The following is a 16,750-nucleotide window of genomic DNA, read 5'->3' as shown; positions in this document are numbered from 1 at the left end:
CGAGCGCCGGCAGCTCCTCGGCGGGCACCGTGTCGGCATACGCCGGCCAGGCCTCGGGCACCGGCGCGGCCGCCGGCACCGGCGCCGCGGCCGGCGGCGCCGGCAGCGCGGCGTCGGCGGGCACCTCGACCTCCAGGTGCGTGATCTGCGCCTCGGCGGGCGGCTGCGCCGGCTCGGGCAGTTCGGGCGGCGGCGGTGCGGGCGGCTCCTCGGCCGGCAATTGCACGTAACCCAGCCGCACCAGGTCCTCGAAATGGGTCGTCGCCGCGCCGGCCTGGTGCGCCAGCCCGAGCACCTCGGCCAGCGTGCGCCGGCCGTCGATCAGGAACAGGATGGTGCGGTGCCGCTGCCCCAGTTCCCCGGTGCGCCGGCGCAGGGCATCCTGCCCGAGCGGCGTCTTGGTGGGAATGGGGGCCTGGGACATCGGGCGGGAGCGGCGCAGTCAGAAATCAGCAAACCATTGTCGCAGCACACCCCGGCAGCGTGCTCGCTGCACCGCTTGACGTCCGTCATCGATTGCCGTGTCGTGTTGCGCAGAATCCGCGTCGAGACTTCCCATGGATGCCGCCCCCGCTGCCGGCCACGAGCCGGTCTTCCGCGCCCGCGGCCTCGCCAAGGTCTACCGCACCGGCGAGGTCGAGGTGCACGCACTGCGCGAGGTCGACCTGGAGATCGGCCGGGGCGAGTTCGTCGTGCTGCTCGGCCCCTCGGGCAGCGGCAAGTCGACGCTGCTGAACATCCTCGGCGGCCTGGACACCCCCAGTGCCGGCGAGGTCAGCTTCGGCGACCACCGCCTGACCGGCGCCTCCGAGACCGAGCTGACCACCTACCGGCGCGAGCATGTCGGCTTCGTGTTCCAGTTCTACAACCTGATCCCGAGCCTGACGGTGCGCGAGAACGTCGCCCTGGTCACCGACATCGTCGCCGACCCGATGCCGGTGGACGAGGCGGTCGACTTGGTCGGCCTGACGCCGCGGCGCGACCATTTCCCGGCCCAGCTCAGCGGCGGCGAGCAGCAGCGCGTGGCGATCGCCCGCGCCATCGCCAAGCGCCCGCAGGTGCTGCTGTGCGACGAGCCGACCGGCGCGCTCGACTACCAGACCGGCAAGCTGGTGCTCGAGGTCATCGAACGCATCAACCGCGAGCTCGGCACCACCGCGGTGGTGATCACGCACAACGCCGCGATCGCCGGCATGGCCGACCGCGTGATCCACCTCGGCGACGGGCGGGTGCAGCGCATCGACAGGAACGCGCACCGCATCAGCCCTTCCGAGCTCACGTGGTGATGAAGGCCCTCGACCGCAAGCTGCTGCGCGACCTGCGCCTGATGTGGAGCCAGGCGCTGACGATCGCGCTGGTGGTGGCCAGCGGCATCGGCGGCTTCCTGACCAGCCTGTCGGCGGTCGACTCGCTGGCCCTGGCACGCGACCGCTTCTACGCCGACGGCCGCTTCGCCGACGTGTTCGCCAGCGTCAAGCGCGCACCCGACGCGCTGATCGAGCCGCTGCGCGCGCTGCCCGGCGTGGCCGAGGTGCAGACCAGCATCGAGCAGGTGGTGCGGGTGCAGATGCCGGGCAGCGCCGACCCCATCATCGGCCAGCTGATCGGGCTGGACCTGCGCCGGCCGCGCTCGCTGAACCGCGTGACGCTCAGCGGCGGGCGCATGCTGGCCGCGGGCCGCAGCGACGGCACGCTCGAGGTGCTGGCCTCCGAGGGCTTCGCCCAGGCGCGCGGCCTGAAGCCCGGCGCCGAACTGCGCGCGCTGGTCAACGGCCGGCAGCGCACGCTGCGCGTGGTCGGCACCGCGCTCTCGCCCGAGTTCATCTTCGCCGGGCTGTGGGGCATGCCAGACCAGCGCGGCTTCGGCGTGTTCTGGCTCGACCAGGAGGCGCTCGCCGCGGCCTACGACATGCGCGGCGCGTTCAACCGCGTCGCCGTGCGGCTGGCACCCGGCGCCTCGGAGACCGCGGCGATCGACGCGCTCGGCCGCACGCTGGAGCGCTACGGCGGGCGCACCGTCAACGGCCGCGCCGAGCAGACCTCGCACGCCATGCTCGACAACGAGATCAAGGAGCAGCGTGTGCTCGGCACCGTGCTGCCGGCGATCTTCCTCGGCGTGGCGGCCTTCCTGCTCAACGTGGTGGTGGCGCGCCTGATCGCGACGCAGCGCGAGCAGATCGCCGCGCTGAAGGCGCTGGGCTACCCGAACCGGCGCATCGGCCAGCACTACCTCGAGATGGTGCTGGTGATCGTCTCGGTCGGCCTGCTGCTCGGGCTGCTGCTGGGCGACCGGCTCGGCACGATGTTCACCGGGCTGTATGCCGAGTTCTTCCACTTCCCGAGCTTCGAGCACCGCATCGCGCCGCAGCTGGTCGTGACCAGCGCGGCGATCACCGTCGCCACCGCGGTGCTGGGCACGCTCAACGCCATCCTCGCGACGGTGCGGCTCGCCCCGGCCGAGGCGATGCGCCCGCCCGCGCCCGGCCAGTACCGCCGCACGCTGGCCGAGCGGCTCGGCATCCAGGCCATGCCGCCGGCGCTGCGCATGATCGTGCGCAACATGGAGCGCCGGCCGCTGCGCAGCGCGCTGTCGATCGGCGGCGTGGCCGCGGCGGTGGCCATCGTCGTGCTGGGCAACTTCTTCCGCGACGCGATCGAGGTGATCGTCGACTCGCAGTTCCGCGTCGCGATGCGCAGCGACGTGGCGGTCTGGCTGATCGAGCCGGGCGACGACGCGATGCGCCATGCCTTCGCGCGCCTGCCCGGCGTGGTGCAGGTGGAGTCGACGCGCTTCGTGCCGGTCAACCTGATCCACGGCGCGCGCCGCGAGCGCAGCCTGATCCGCGGCTACGCCGGCCGCGCCGAGCTGTACCGCGTGATCGACGCCGACAACCGCGAGACCCTGCTCGAGGGCCGCGGCCTGGTGCTGACCGACCGGCTCGCTGCCAAGCTCGGCGTGCAGGTGGGCGAGACGGTGCTGGTCGAGGTGCTCGAGGGCCGTGCGCGCACGCTCGCGCTGCCGGTCGGCGCGACGGTGCGCGAGATGATGGGGCTGAACGCCTACATGGACCGCGAGACGCTGAACCGCCTGCTCGGCGACGGCGATCTCTCGAGCGGCTACGTGCTCGGCCTCGAGCCCGGCAGCGAGGATCGTTTCCTGGCCGCCAGCCAGCAGCAGCCGCGCATCGCCGGCGCCTTCAGCAAGGCGACCATGCTGCGCAACATGGAGGAGATCAGCGCGCGCAACGTGCGCATCATGAGCACCATCCTGACCGCCTTCGCGACGGTGATTGCGGTCGGCGTGGTCTACAACAACGCGCGCATCGCACTGGCCGAGCGCGGCTGGGAGCTGGCCTCGCTGCGCGTGCTCGGCTTCACGCGCGCGGAGGTCTCGGCGCTGCTGCTGGGCGAGCTGGCGCTGGTGATCGCGCTGGCGCTGCCGCTGGGCATGGCGCTGGGCTGGGGGCTGACGCACCTGATCACCACGCTGCTGCAGTCCGACCAGTTCTTCTTTCCGGCGGTGATCCGCGCGCGCACCTACGCGTGGGCGACGATCGTCGTGCTCGTCGCCGGCCTGGCCAGCGCGCTGATCGTGCGCCGGCGCATCGACCGCCTCGACCTGGTGGCGGTCCTGAAGACGAGGGAGTGATTCGATGAAGACGAGCACCTGGCTGGGCGGCGGCGCCGCGCTGCTGCTGATCGGCGCCGCGCTGGCCTGGGCCTTCGCGCCGCGGCCGGTGGAGGTGGAGGTGGCGCAGGCGCGCAGCGGCGCGTTCCAGACCAGCGTCGACGAGGACGGCAAGACCCGCCTGCGCGACCGCTACGTGGTCTCCGCGCCGCTGGCCGGGCTGGTGGGCCGCATCGCGCTGCGCGAGGGCGACGCGGTCGAGGCCGGCGCGCCGATCGCGACGCTGACGCCGGTGCTCGCGCCGCTGCTGGACGAACGCACGCGGCGCGAGCAGGTGCTGCAGGTGGAGATCGCCCAGGCGCAGCGGCAGCGTGCCGTGGCGCGGCTGGAGGGTGCGAAGGTGGCGCTGCAACGCGCCCGCAACGAGGTGCAGCGCAGCGAGCAGCTCGCCAGGCAGGGTTACGTGGCCGACACCAAGCTCGACACCGACCGCCTGGCGGCCCAGGCGGCGCAGAAGGAGCTCGACGCGGCCACCGAGGAGCTGCACGCCGCCGAACACGGCATCGAGCAGGCGCGCGCCGCGCTCGCCGCGGTGCAGGGCCGGCCGGGTGCGGCGCGCGGCTTCGTCGTCAGCGCCCCGGTGGCCGGCCGGGTGCTGCGCGTGGTGCAGGGCAGCGAGGGCGCGGTGGCGCTGGGCACGCCGCTGGTCGAGCTGGGCGACACCACCCGGCTGGAGGTGGTGGCCGAGCTGCTCACCACCGACGCGCTGCAGGCCGTCCCCGGCAGCCCGGTGCTGATCGAGCGCTGGGGCGGCAACGGCACGCTGCAGGGCCGCGTGCGGCTGGTCGAGCCGGGCGCGTTCACCAAGGTCTCGGCGCTCGGCGTCGAGGAGCAGCGCGTGCGCGTGCTGATCGACCTGACCAGCCCGCCGGAACAGTGGCGCGCGCTCGGCGACGGCTACCGCGTCGGCGTGCGGGTCGTGACCCTGGCGCTGGCCGAGGCGCTGCAGGTGCCGGTCAGCGCGGTGTTCCCGCTGCCCGCCGCCGACGACGGCGTCCCCGGCGGCATGGGCGTGTTCGTGGTGGAGGACGGCCGGGCCCGGCTGCGCCCGGTGCAGATCGGCGCGCGCAACGCCAGCCAGGCCTGGGTGCGCAGCGGCCTGGCGGCCGGCGCCACGGTGATCGTCTACCCCGGCAGTGCGGTCCACGACGGCGTGCGGGTCAAGGTGAGAAGGGTCTGAGCTTGTCCGACCCCGGCATCGCCGAGCGCGCCCACCTGCACAGCGCCGACACGGTGGCCGGGCACCTGGCGGTCGACCCGGCGCAGGGGCTGCCCGAGCACGAGGTCGAGGCGCGCCGCGCGCGCCACGGGGCGAACCGCCTGCCCGAACCGGCGCCGCGCACGCTGGCCGCGCGTGTGCTCGACCAGTTCCGCGACGTGATGATCCTGGTGCTGATCGGCGCGGCGCTGCTGTCGGGCCTGATCGGCGAGCTGGCCGACACGCTGGCCATCGTGGTGATCGTGCTGCTGAACGCCGGCATCGGCGTGCTGCAGGAGTGGCGCGCCGACCGCGCGCTGCAGGCCCTGCAGGCGTTGGCCGCGCCGCAGGCCACGGTGCGGCGCGGCGGCCAGGCGCAATCGGTGGACAGCGAGCAGCTGGTGCCGGGCGACGTGGTGCTGCTGGAGGCCGGCAACCTGGTGCCGGCCGACCTGCGCCTGCACCAGGTGGCGCAGCTGCGCGTGGACGAATCGGCGCTGACCGGCGAATCGGTCGCGGCCGACAAGCACGTGCGCCACCTCGAGGCACTGCCGGACGGCGAGCACCCGCTGGGCGACCGCGCCAACATGGCCTTCAAGGGCACGCTGGTGACCCACGGCCGCGCCGCCGGCCTGGTGGTGGCCACCGGCGTGCATACCGAGCTCGGCCAGGTGGCCACGCTGCTGCGCGACACCGGCACCCGCAGCACGCCGCTGCAGCGCCGCCTGGCCGCGTTCGGCCGGCGCCTCTCGCTGGTGGTGATCGCGATCTGCGTGCTGATCTTCGCCATCGGCGTGCTGCGCGGCGAGCCGCTGCTGCTGATGGCGCTGACCGGCATCAGCCTCGCGGTGGCCGCCATCCCCGAGGCGCTGCCGGCGGTGGTGACGGTGCTGCTGGCGCTCGGCGCGCGCCGCATGGCGCAGCACCGCGCGCTGGTGCGCCGGCTGCCCACGGTCGAGACACTCGGCTCGGTCGACGTGATCTGCTCCGACAAGACCGGGACCTTGACCCAGAACCGCATGCAGGTGCGCGCCGCGCAGTGCTGGCACGCGCTGCCCGCGGCCACGCTGTGGAGTGCCGCGCTGCGCTGCAACGATGCCCGCCCGGGCGCGGCCGGCGCCTGGATCGGCGACCCGACCGAGACCGCGCTGGCCGAGGCGGCCGCTGCCGCCGGCCTGGACGCACCCGCGTTGAAGCGCGCCGTGCCGCGCCTGCACGAATGGCCGTTCGACGCCGGGCGCAAGCGCATGAGCACGCTGCACCGCGACGGCGAGGCCTGGACGCTGCTGTGCAAGGGTGCGCCCGAGACGCTGCTGCCGCGCTGCACGCAGGTGGCCGGCGCCGCGGGCGAGCAGCCGCTCGAAGCGGCCGAGGCGCTGCAGGCGGCGGCCGCGCTCGCGGCGCAGGGCCTGCGCGTGCTGGCGCTGGCGCAGCGCAGCTTCGACCACGACCCCTCGGCCCTCGAGGCCGACGAGGCCGAACGCGGGCTCACGCTGCTCGGCCTGGTGGGCCTGGCCGACCCGCCGCGCCCGGAGGCCGCCGCCGCGGTGGCCGAGTGCCGCAGCGCCGGCATCGCGGTGGTGATGATCACCGGCGACCACCCGGCCACCGCGCGGGCGATCGCCCGCGAGCTCGGCATCCTCGCCCCGGGCGAGGACGGCGTGCTCACCGGCCCGGAGCTGGCCACGCTGGACGACGATGCGCTCGCGCTGCGGGTGCACACGACGCGTGTCTACGCTCGTGTCGACCCGGCGCAGAAGATCCGCATCGTCGCCGCGCTGCAGTCGCTCGGCGGCTTCGTCGCGATGACCGGCGACGGCGTCAACGACGCGCCGGCGCTCAAGCGCGCCGACATCGGCATCGCGATGGGCGCGGGCGGCACCGACGTCGCGCGCGAGGCCGCCGGCCTGGTGCTGCTGGACGACCATTTCGCCACCATCGTGGCCGCGGTGCGCGAGGGCCGGCGCATCTTCGACAACGTGCGCAAGTTCGTGCGCTACGCGATGACCGGCAACTCGGGCGAGATCTGGACGCTGTTCCTGGCCCCGCTGCTGGGCCTGCCGATCCCGCTGCTGCCGATCCACATCCTGTGGGTCAACCTGGTGACCGACGGCCTGCCCGGCCTGGCGCTGGCTGCCGAGCCGGCCGAACCCGGCGTGATGCAGCGCCCGCCGCGGCCGGCCGGCGAGAGCGTGTTCGCCGGCGGGCTGTGGCAGCACACGCTGTGGGTCGGGCTGCTGATCGGCGGGCTGTGCCTGGGCGTGCAGGCCTGGGCGATCGAGGCCGGTGCGCATGGCCAGACCATGGTGTTCACCGTGCTGACGCTGGCGCAGATGGCCCACGTGCTGGCGATCCGCTCCGAGACGCAGTCGCTGTTCGCGCAGGGACTGCGCAGCAACCTGGCGCTGACCGGCGCGGTGGCGCTCACCTTCGTGCTGCAGCTGGCGGTGGTCTACCTGCCGGGGCTGCAGCCGGTGTTCCGCACCGAGGCGCTCGGCGCCGCCGAACTGGCGATCTGCCTCGCCGCAGCGGCGCTGGTGTTCGTGGCGGTGGAGATCGAGAAGGCCTGGCGGCGCCGCTGATCAGGCGCCGGCGCGCCCCTGCTGCAGTGCGGCACGCACCGCGCTGACATGCTCGCCGGCGCGTTCGATGGCGGTGTTCAGTTCGTCGAGGCTGCAGCCGAGCTGGCGGCACCACCAGGCCATCTCGGTCGGGTCCATCGGGTTGATGCGGCCCGGGTCGAGCGGGCGGAAGGTCGGGTCGGGCGCGTTCATCGCGGGGCTCCTGTCACGCGGCAACGGCCCGATTGTTCGCCCGCGGCGCGGCGCCGGCCTGAGTGACCTCAACGCCGACGCGGCGCCGTGCGACTCAGTTCGCCGCGAAGCAGTACAGCAGCCCGTCGCCGCCGGTGCCGCGCAGCGCCTGCTGGCTGCAGCCGCCGCGTGACTGGTGCGACGAGTTCCAGGAGGTCGACCAGGGGTCCGGCGTCAGGCCCATGCGGTCGTGGTGGCCGACCATCGCCACGCCCTCGGGGCCGCTCCTGGTCCAGTTGCCGCAGGTCATGTCGGTGTCGTTGTACGAGAAGGCGGTGCCGTCGACCCGCGAACCGGTCAGGATGTCGTGCCGGTTCGGCGTGTCGCCACGGCCGTTGACCAGTTCGCCCTTCTCGTTCAACGCGGTCTGCTTGCCGATCCGGTTGCCCGGGCCGTGCAGGTCGTCGACGTCACGAGCGATCAGCTCGCCCTTGGCGTTGTGCCAGGGCCCCTTGCCGATGCGGTCGCGCGCGTTGACCGGGCCGTCCTTGGCCTGGGTGCTGAGGTAGGCGCGCCAGGTCTTGGCGCCGGCGCCGGCGGCGCTGGCGAGCTTCTGGCAATGGGCGTCGGCGCCGGCCAGACCGCCGTAGTCGGCACCGTTGCCGGCGCCGCTGCTGGTGACGAAGAAGCTCATGCCCCCGCTGCCGCCGGGCAGGCCGGCACAGGCGGCCAGCAGCATGGCGGCGGCGGCCGCGGCGGCGAACGGGGTCTTGCGGGTCACACGGGGCATGGTGGTCTCCTTCGGGGTGGATCGCAGGCTGCGCGGGCGCGCCGCCGCGCAGCTTACGCGCGGGGCCCGGCCGCTATTCCATCCCCCGGCGGGTCCGCCGGCGCCGCGGCCGCTCAGCCGCCGCGCACCAGCTGCATCACGCGGCCGGCATCGAGCGTGCGCGCCTGCTCGCGCATCTGCGGCAGGTAGCGCTGGTGCAGGCCCTGCGCCTCGCGCGCCACGCCCGCGTAGGCCTCCTTCAGCATCTGGGTGGAGAGCACCCGCCCGCCGGCGTAGTAGCGCTTGGCGACATGCCCGAGCGCATAGGTGGCCGCGAAGCTCATGCCCGAGCTGACCGCCTGCCGGCCCAGCCCGCCGAGCAGGCCACCGCCGGCGCGGCCGAGCAGCCCGCCGAGCAGCTTGCGGCCGGCCTGCTCGAGGTACTGCGAGGTCAGGCCGACACCGGCGGCGGCGAGGAAGTCCTTCACGTGGCCGCTGTCGAGCTGGTAGCCGTACGCCTGGCCGACGCGGTAGACCAGGCGCATCTGCAGCGGGATGATCGCCATCGTGGAGAGCGTCTCGGGCAGCAGTTCGAGGGCGCCGTTGACGATGGCGGCGTCGAGGATGGCCTTGTCCAGCACCGCCTCGTCGACCGCCGGCGCGGCCGGCGGCACGGCCGGCGGCGCAAGGGGCGCCGCCGCGATCGCCTCCGCCTGCCGGCCGAAATCGCCGGCTGAGGTCGCGTCGAGCCCGAGCGCACGCGCCAGTTCGGCGAGGAAGGCGCGCTCGGCGTCGGACTGCGCGCCGTCGGCGTCGCAGACGCACACCGCCATCTCGTAGGCCAGCTGGCGCGCCGCAGCGCTCGCCAGGGCGGGCACGGTGTTCGCCAGCGTGACGCGCTGCATCAGCACGTCCTGGTAGAGCGTGGGCAGGTGCACGCCGTCGGCCTGCGACAGCCCCTCGGCGATGCGCTTGATCTCGGCGCGTTCGCGCTCGTGCTTGCTGCCGTCGGCGAAGGCCGCCAGCAGGCTGACGGCGACGATGGCACGGGTTTCCGCTTCTGTCATGGGTATCCCTTCCGGACCGGGGAACGCGTCAGAAGCGGATGGTGCGAGAAGGTTCCTCGGTCCGGGGTCCCGGACAGGATGCCAGTGCCGCCCGGGAGACTTGCCGACCCAGTGAGACGCCATGCTGCCCCAGCACGCGGCACGTCGCGCCGGAGCCGGTGTCATGCCCCCCGCCAGCACGTGAGCACGGCATCGGCATCGTCGGCCCCGCGGGGCGAAGGTCGACGCGTCGGCGTGCCGATGCAGACGAAGCCGGCCAGCCACTCCCCGTCACGGCAGAAGGCGTCGCGGATCGCCGGGTGCGCGCACTTCCGGCCGCTGAGCGTCTTCGCGCCGAAGCCCATCAGGTGCAGGGCGTTGAGGAAGTTGGTCAGCGCGCCGCCGGCACACATCCACTGCTCGTGAGGCGGCACTTCGTCGACCGTGTCGTCGACGTGCACGATCCAGGCGACGAGCACCGGTCCGTTGCGGGCGCGGTCGCGTTCGATGGCCACGTCCTCGTCGGTCTTGCCGACGTCGCGTGCGAAACGGGCGAACAGCTCACCCAGCGCATCGCGGTCGTGGTCGCCGACGACAACCGCACGCCAGGGCACGAGCTTGCCGTGGTCGGGCGCACGCAGTGCCGCGGCGATGGCCAGGCGCAGCTGCGCCATCGACGGACCGGGACCCACCATCCAGCGCGGACCGATCGAGTGGCGGGTCAGCAGTCCTTGCAGCGCGGCGCGCCCGCGCGCCTGACCGGACGGCTGGCGGGCATCGGCACTTTCGGCACGGCACCCCGGGATGCTCCCGGTCGCAGGCAGGTTCGACATGTCAGCGCTGCTGCAGCGAGGGATCGTTCAGCGCTCGGCGCAGCAGCCGCGCCAGGGCGGCATAGACGGCCGCCGCGGGATGTCGCCCCACCGCGGCGGCGCAGGCCTGCTCCAGAGAACCCGCCCACGCATGCACGAACTCGGCGGCGAACTCGGTGGCCATCGCCGATCCGTCCTTGTCACCGCGCGCGCCGCGCTCGATCAGGCGCGCCAGGAACTCGATCTGGATGGCCACGTGATCGGGCAGGTCGTGGAAGCCTTCGTCCGGTGCGACGCCCGCCGTCTCGTAGCACGAGCGCATCATCTGTGCGGCGGTGCCGCCGACGGCGCCCTCGAGGTAGAGGCCCGTGTTCAGCGGCACGACGACCGGTGGCGTCAGGAACAGGCGCGCGTACTCGACGAGCCACGAGTCGGCCGACTCATCGGCGAGGCGCGCCGCTGCGGCCCAGCGCTGGCATTCCGCCTCCAGCGCGGCCTGTGCGCCCGAGACGTCCAGGCCGAGCATGGGCCCGATCTCGTCGAGGTCGGCCTGCAGCGGCTGCGCCCAGTCGCACACCGACCACCCTTCGGGCGGAGGCATGAAGGCACGGGCCAGGCAGTACAGCAGGTCGGCCTGATCCAGCAGGTGGCCGCCCTCCGCAGTCGGGCGGGCGGCGGCCACGGTGGCAGCGAGGGGGTTCATGCCGCAGGGCCGCCGAGCGCGAACTGCTTCTCGCCCAGGGCGTTCACCAGGTTGGCCAGGAACACGGCCGTGGCCAGCACGGCCCACTCGGTCAGCGACGGGCTGTACTGCAGCAGTCCGTGCGCCCAGCTGCCTTTCAGCAGCGCCACCATCTGCCCGCCGATCACGAAGTCGTAGCGCGCGACGAACAGCGCCACGATGGCGATCACTGCCGCCACGAGCTGCAGGCCCAGGGACTTGCGCAGACCCGGCAGCACCGTGATCAGCAGCGGCACGCCGATGCCGATCCACAACTCGGCCTGGAACATGGGCCGGCTCCACAGGTGGTGCCAGACCTGCATGCCGTCGGCGTTGCTCCACAGGCCGGCGACCAGCCGGGAGGCGACGAAGAACGCATGCGCCACCATCAGCACGCCGAACAGGCCGGCCAGCGAACCCGTCATCAGCGTGCGCGTGCGCGCGTCGAAGCGGCTCGCGTCCATGCCGTGGGCCAGGTGCGTGAAGATGATGATGAAGGTCACGCCGCCGAGCAGCGCCTCGACGATGAAGCCGAGCGAGACCTCGCCGCCGAACCAGAACGGGCGCATCGCCATCATCCCGTACACCGTGCCGGCGACGAAGGTGATGAACACCGCCGCGGCGAAGGCCACCACCGCGGGCACCCGGGGCGGCTGGGCGTCGGCACCGGCGGCCAGCCACTTCAGCACCAGCACCGCCAGGGCCACGGTATAGAACAGCACGCCCCAGACCTTCCAGAACAGCGGGGCCGCGGTCTGGAAGCTGGTCGGGATCAGCAGCATCGCGCGCAGCGGTGCGCCCAGCTCCATGAACAGCGCCGCCACGCCGCCGACCAGGGCCGCGACGGCCAGCCAGAGGGCGCGGCGCGCGATCGGCTCGAAGTCCTTGAGGCCGAACACGGTCCACGTCGAGGCGAGCATCGTCAGGCCGGTCGACGACAGCAGGAAGAAGTCGTAGGTGACGATCGGCAGGCCCCAGAAGATGCCGCGGCTGTCGGTGTTGTAGACCGAGTGGCCGACGGTCATCAACTGGCTGAGGACGTAGCCGCCGGCCACCACCAGGCCGACGGCCGCGGCGATCAGCACCAGGCCCATCAGCGGCGCGCTGACCGCCGGGCGCGGTTGTGCGATTGTGTTCATCGTGACGTCTCCTTCGCTGCGGCCTCAGGCCTGGGTCTCGTTGGCGCGGTTGCTCGGGACGGCGGCACCGGCACCGCCGGACAGGTAGTACACCTGCGGCTTGTTCCCCGTCTGGTCGAGCAGGCGCACGCCGGCCTTGTCGGCGATCAGCTTGTTCACCTTCGAGGCCGGGTTGTCGAGGTCGCCGAAGTAGCGCGCCTTGGGTGCGCAGACCCGCACGCAGGCCGGCGTGTGCTCCTTGGTCGCCGGGTTGTCCTCGTCCAGGTCGGCCACGCCCTTGGGTGCGGTGCTGGTCTTGTGGTGGCAGAAGGTGCACTTGGAGACCACGCCGTGCGGCTGGATGCCGACGCCGTGGGTCGGGTCGTCCTCCGGGCCCTTGTAGGGCGGGTCCCACTGCCGGCCGTTCTTGCCCGGGAAGACGCTGCGCAGGTCGGGTTGCACCACCGCCTTGTCGTCGGTGTAGAAGCGCACGCCGTAGGGGCAGGCGACCATGCAGGCCTTGCAGCCGATGCACTTGTTCCAGTCGACCAGCACGTAGCCGCCGTCCGGGTCCTTGTAGGTCGCGCGTGTCGGGCACACGTCCACGCACGAGGGTTTCTCGCAGTGCATGCAGGGCCGCGGGAACCACTGCATGCTCACGTTCGGGTAGGTGCCCTCGTGATAGAAGAGCACGTCCTGCCAGTTCTCGCCGGGCAGGCGGTTGTTCTCCATCGAGCAGGCCGTGGTGCAGGCCTGGCAGCCGGTGCACTTGTCCAGGTCGATGACCATTCCCCATTTCGCCATGTCAGTCTCCTCGTGCGTCTGGAATGGCCCTCAGGCCTTCTCGATCGTGACCTTGGTGGTGTAGTAGTTGCACTGGCCGGTGACGCGGTCGCTCTGGTTCACCGTCACCTCGCCGCAGTGCCCCGGTGCGCGCGCCTGGGCCCAGCGTCCATGCGCCCAGTGGCCGTGCTCCATCGGGAAGACCAGCGTGTCCGGGCGCACGCCCTCGAAGTGGCGGCAGGTGCCCTCGATCGCATGCCCGGTGGACGACTTGATGCGCACGCGCTCGCCGTCGCCGATGCCGCGCTTCTTCGCCGTCTCGGGGTGGATCTCGATGTAGACCTGGTCGCGCCCGCCCATGGTCGGCTGCAGCAGCGAGATCGCCACCGGCAGGTTGCCGCCGCGGCCCTCGGCGTGCAGCGCCACCTTCGGCGTGACCAGGTACAAGTCGCCGCCGCCCGGGTGCTTGGGCTCCTCCCAGATCGGGAACATCAGCCGGGCCTTGTCGCGCCCGGCCTTGGCGGCGATCCAGTCGGCCGAATGCTCCAGCTTGCTCGAGCGGAACTCGAACCTGCCCGAGTCGGTGGGCATCAGCTTCTTCTTCACGTCCTCGGGCGTCATCGGCCTGGCGTAGGCCTTGCCGTCCCATTCGAAGAACTCGCCGTTGCGCTGCTGCCAGAGGTAGGGCTTCCTGTACCAGACGCCCTTCTCCTTCCAGCCCTCGAAGTCCTTCACGCCGTTGTCGCCGGGGTCCTTCTCGAAGCCCTTGGCGAGGTGGCGGATCACGTTCTCGCTGTCCTTCAGCGCCTTGTAGTAGTCCCCCATCGGCCCCTTCATGCGCTTGCCGATCTCGATCAGCGTGTCGCCGAAGTACTTGGTGTCGTACAGCGGCTTGATGGCCGGCACGCGCAGCTGCGCCATCGGGAAGCCCTGGAAGGGATAGGTCGGCGCGTCCTGCAGCCGCTCCAGGTAGGTGTGATCGGGCAGGAGGATGTCGGCCATCATCGCCGTCTCGCCCGGGAAGGGCGAGGTGTCGATGACGAACAGCTCCTTGAGCGCTTCCTCCCACTCGGGCCCGTTCGGGGCGGTCCACACCGGGTTGGTGAGGTAGAACATCACCGTGTCGAGCTTGTAGGGCTTGCCCTTGAGCGAATTCGGGCCGACCTCCTGCAGCATGTTCTTGGCCAGCAGGTAGCCGTCCTCGTGGCCCTTGAGGTCGATGCGCGGCTGCTTCTTCCACGGGCCGTCCTTCGCGTAGTCGTCCTTGTGCGCGCCGGCATCCACCGGCATCGGGCCGTAGGACGGCCCCATCTGGTACATCAGGCCGCCCTTGGCGAACAGCGAGCCGACCAGCGCATTCAGCGAGTGCACGGCCATGCCGTTGAAGATGCCGTTGCTGTGTGCGTGCACGCCGCGCTCGAACAGCGCGATCGCCGGCCGCGTGGTGCCGAACTCCTGCGCGGTGGCGACGATGTCGCGCTCGAGGATCGTGGTGACCTCGCTGGCCCACTTGGGCGTGCGGTCCTTCAGCTCGACGTTCCACCACTCGACCAGGCCCTTGACCCACTTCTCGCTGAAGCTCGCCGGGTCCACGGTCTGGCCGGCCTTGAACTGGTTGACGCCGTCCTTGAAGTCGCCGACGAAGCTGCGCTCCCACAGGCCGTTGACGAGGAGGTGGTGCGCGATCGCCAGCGCCAGCGCGCCGTCGGTGCCGGGCTTGACCAGCAGCGCGCGGTCGCTCGCTGCCAGCGTGGTGTTCATGTGCACGTCGACCGCCGTGACGCGCGTCTTGGGCGTGCGCTCGCCGCGGATGTAGCCCCACACCTGCATGTTGTTGTTGTAGGGCCGGAAGGCCTCGAGGAAGCCGCAGCCGAACATCAGCAGCATGTTCGCGTTGCGGTAGTCGTAGGCGTTGTACGAGGCGTTGCCGTCGGTGCACTGCTTGGCGAGGATGCCGCCGTCCGAGCACATCGACGAGTGGCCGATCGGCACGTTGGGCGAGCCGTACAGCTCGCCGAAGGTGCCCAGCAGGCCGGCGCAGGAGGCCCCCCAGCCGCGGCCGAAGCACAGCGCGAAGCGGTGGCTCTCGCCCTTGTCGCGCAGGCCCTGCAGGCGCGCAGCCACGGTGTTGAGCGCCTCGTCCCAGCTGATGGGCACGAACTTCGGATCCTCGCCGCGGCCCTTCTTCGGGTTGGTGCGCTTCATCGGGCCCTTGAAGCGGTCCGGGTCGTAGAGGATGTAGGTGCCCAGCGGGCCCTTGGGACACAGCTTGCCGTTGGAGATCGGGTGGTCGCTGGTGCCGTAGATCGCGTGCACGCGGCCGTCGGTGGTGTAGACGTCGATGCCGCAGCGCGCCGGGCACTGGTGGCAGATGCTCTTGGTGATCTTCGTCTCGGTCTTGCTGGCGGCCGGGGCCTGCGCCTGCGTCTCGCGCAGCGTGTAGCCCCCCACGAGCGAGGCCGCCGCGCCCGATGTCGCCGTGGCCTGCAGGAAGCGCCTGCGGGAGACGGCCGGTTTGAAGATGCGTTCGATCAGGCCCATGGTGCTGTCTCCTTGGTGTCCTCGGGGTGGGTCAGTTCAGCGCGCCGAACAGCTGGCGGCGCGCGTCGTCCATGAAGCGGCGCGACTTGGCGCAGGTCGGGCAGATCGCGGGGGCGTCCGCGCTCGTCTGGTCGGCCGTCGGCGTGAAGGTGTCGCCGCAGTCCGGGCAGCGCGCGCGAAGGTGCGAGGCCAGGGTGTGCAGGCCCGGGCTGCCGCCGTGCGGCGCCAGCGTGAGGGCCGATTCGGGGCAGGCGCGCACGCAGGTGCCGCAGGCGATGCAGCGGTCGCTGGACCACTGCAGGTGCGAGGCCGCGCCGTCGTCGGCCGCGTTCAACGCACCGGTCGGGCACAGGGCCACGCACATGCGCCGGTCGCAGCAGCGCGGGTCGGCGTGCAGTTGCGGGTAGAACTCGGCCGGCATCTCGCTGCCCAGTTCCTCGGTCAGGCGCAGCAGCGCGTCGCGCTGGCGCTCGCGTTCGGGCGACGCGCGGCGTGCGTCGGCAGGGTGGGCGGCACGGCCATCGCCGCCCATCGGCGTCGCATCGACGCGCTGGCGTCCGGCCGGCTTCTCGATCGCCGCTCGGAAGAAGCGACGGCGGTCGATCGCCGGGGCCTCGTCCGGCGCGGGCGGAATGGCCTCGGGTCGCAGCGACAAGGCAAGCGGCGCGTCGACGATGACCGGGCGACGTGTGCTGCCGGCCGCCTCCAGCCAGAGTGCGGCCACATCCAGCGCCTTGCGTGCGGGTTGCGCGGGCACGCCGTTCGCGCAGTTCGACTCGCAACCCACGCACCAGCCCCGGTCGACCACCGCGACGTCGATGCCGGCCGCGGCGCGTGCCATCAGGTGGCCGGGGGTCAGCGCGCCCAGGCACGGCACCACCAGGGTCTCGCCGCGATGGGCCTGGGCGGGCACCATGCGGCACTCGATGCGGAGCTCGACGGGCTCGGTGACCGGTGGCACCGGCGCGTCGAGCGTCGCCAGCTCGGGAAGCGTCAGTGCCTGCGTCGGGCAGGCGGCCGTGCACTGCCCGCAGCCCGTGCAGGCGTCCGACAACTCGACGCTGGCGACCGAGACCGTGAGCGCCTCGGCCGGGCACGCCTGCGCGCAAGCACGGCACTGGCCGTAGGTGCTGCGCAGGGGCAGGCAGGCCCCTTCCTCGTGGGCGAGGGCGAGGTCGCTGCGCAGGCGCAGTCGCTGGGGGGGCTTGTCTCCGCGCGTCATGGTGGGACGCGTGTCGACATCGCGTCTCGGTGTGGCCTGCCTTGCCATCGCAAGGGGGGTGCCAGTCCGTGATTGACCGGAAAATCCTTCTGCATCAAC

Annotated in this window: 13 protein-coding genes and 1 pseudogene; 4 read left to right on the top strand and 10 right to left on the bottom strand. The window is 72.3% G+C overall.

The genetic code is table 11. The features are described 5' to 3' along the window. Positions 1-424, bottom strand: a pseudogene (locus D9C15_RS33590) (hypothetical protein); the annotation flags it as partial. Between the two features lie 133 nt (positions 425-557). Between D9C15_RS33590 and D9C15_RS31085 the strand changes: the two are divergent. The 4 genes from D9C15_RS31085 to D9C15_RS31070 are packed head-to-tail and all read left to right on the top strand — an operon-like array spanning position 558 to position 7,468. Continuing rightward, positions 558-1,286 carry an ABC transporter ATP-binding protein gene (locus tag D9C15_RS31085; protein WP_128003363.1) on the top strand — a complete coding sequence of 243 codons (729 nt, stop codon included), beginning with the start codon at positions 558-560 and terminating at the stop codon, positions 1,284-1,286. Beyond that, the gene (locus D9C15_RS31080; protein ID WP_128003362.1) at positions 1,286-3,649 is read left to right on the top strand and encodes an ABC transporter permease; all 2,364 of its coding nucleotides are present in this window, start codon (positions 1,286-1,288) and stop codon (positions 3,647-3,649) included. Before D9C15_RS31085 ends, D9C15_RS31080 begins: the two co-directional genes overlap by 1 nt. Positions 3,650-3,653: 4 nt before the next feature. After that, complete coding sequence (locus tag D9C15_RS31075) at positions 3,654-4,868, top strand: efflux RND transporter periplasmic adaptor subunit (protein ID WP_128003361.1); 1,215 nt, start codon at positions 3,654-3,656, stop codon at positions 4,866-4,868. Positions 4,869-4,870: 2 nt separating this feature from the next. Beyond that, positions 4,871-7,468 carry a cation-translocating P-type ATPase gene (locus tag D9C15_RS31070; RefSeq protein WP_240668666.1) on the top strand — a complete coding sequence of 866 codons (2,598 nt, stop codon included), beginning with the start codon at positions 4,871-4,873 and terminating at the stop codon, positions 7,466-7,468. Here the strand turns inward: D9C15_RS31070 and D9C15_RS31065 are convergent, their stop codons facing one another. From D9C15_RS31065 to D9C15_RS31025, 9 genes are all read right to left on the bottom strand, one after another. Continuing rightward, positions 7,469-7,660 carry a DUF3606 domain-containing protein gene (locus tag D9C15_RS31065; protein ID WP_128003360.1) on the bottom strand — a complete coding sequence of 64 codons (192 nt, stop codon included), beginning with the start codon at positions 7,658-7,660 and terminating at the stop codon, positions 7,469-7,471. 94 nt (positions 7,661-7,754) lie between these two features. Beyond that, positions 7,755-8,429 (bottom strand): hypothetical protein, encoded by a 675-nt coding sequence (locus D9C15_RS31060; RefSeq protein WP_128003359.1) that lies wholly within the window; start codon positions 8,427-8,429, stop codon positions 7,755-7,757. A 113-nt stretch (positions 8,430-8,542) separates the two neighbouring features. Next, a complete protein-coding gene (locus tag D9C15_RS31055) occupies positions 8,543-9,475 on the bottom strand; it encodes a YcjF family protein (protein WP_128003358.1) in 933 nt (310 codons plus the stop codon). Positions 9,476-9,636: 161 nt separating this feature from the next. Then, positions 9,637-10,287 (bottom strand): nitroreductase family protein, encoded by a 651-nt coding sequence (locus D9C15_RS31050; protein ID WP_128003357.1) that lies wholly within the window; start codon positions 10,285-10,287, stop codon positions 9,637-9,639. A gap of 1 nt (position 10,288) precedes the next feature. Continuing rightward, entirely contained in the window at positions 10,289-10,969 is a 681-nt protein-coding gene (locus D9C15_RS31045) for a TorD/DmsD family molecular chaperone (protein ID WP_128003356.1), read from the bottom strand. Next, positions 10,966-12,126 carry an NrfD/PsrC family molybdoenzyme membrane anchor subunit gene (gene nrfD / locus D9C15_RS31040; RefSeq protein ID WP_128003355.1) on the bottom strand — a complete coding sequence of 387 codons (1,161 nt, stop codon included), beginning with the start codon at positions 12,124-12,126 and terminating at the stop codon, positions 10,966-10,968. Before nrfD ends, D9C15_RS31045 begins: the two co-directional genes overlap by 4 nt. Before the next feature lie 24 nt (positions 12,127-12,150). Further along, positions 12,151-12,909: a 4Fe-4S dicluster domain-containing protein gene (locus D9C15_RS31035; RefSeq protein ID WP_205854958.1), complete on the bottom strand. Its 759-nt coding sequence runs from the start codon at positions 12,907-12,909 to the stop codon at positions 12,151-12,153. Between the two features lie 30 nt (positions 12,910-12,939). After that, positions 12,940-15,429 carry a molybdopterin-dependent oxidoreductase gene (locus D9C15_RS31030; protein WP_128003354.1) on the bottom strand — a complete coding sequence of 830 codons (2,490 nt, stop codon included), beginning with the start codon at positions 15,427-15,429 and terminating at the stop codon, positions 12,940-12,942. A gap of 31 nt (positions 15,430-15,460) precedes the next feature. Beyond that, on the bottom strand, positions 15,461-16,651 hold the full coding sequence (locus D9C15_RS31025) for a 4Fe-4S binding protein (RefSeq protein ID WP_164886934.1): 1,191 nt from the start codon (positions 16,649-16,651) through the stop codon (positions 15,461-15,463). Positions 16,652-16,750 lie beyond the last annotated feature (99 nt).

It is taken from the genome of Piscinibacter defluvii (assembly GCF_004011805.1).
GTDB lineage: Bacteria > Pseudomonadota > Gammaproteobacteria > Burkholderiales > Burkholderiaceae_C > Piscinibacter > Piscinibacter defluvii.
This window is presented reverse-complemented; position numbering and strand designations above follow the sequence as displayed.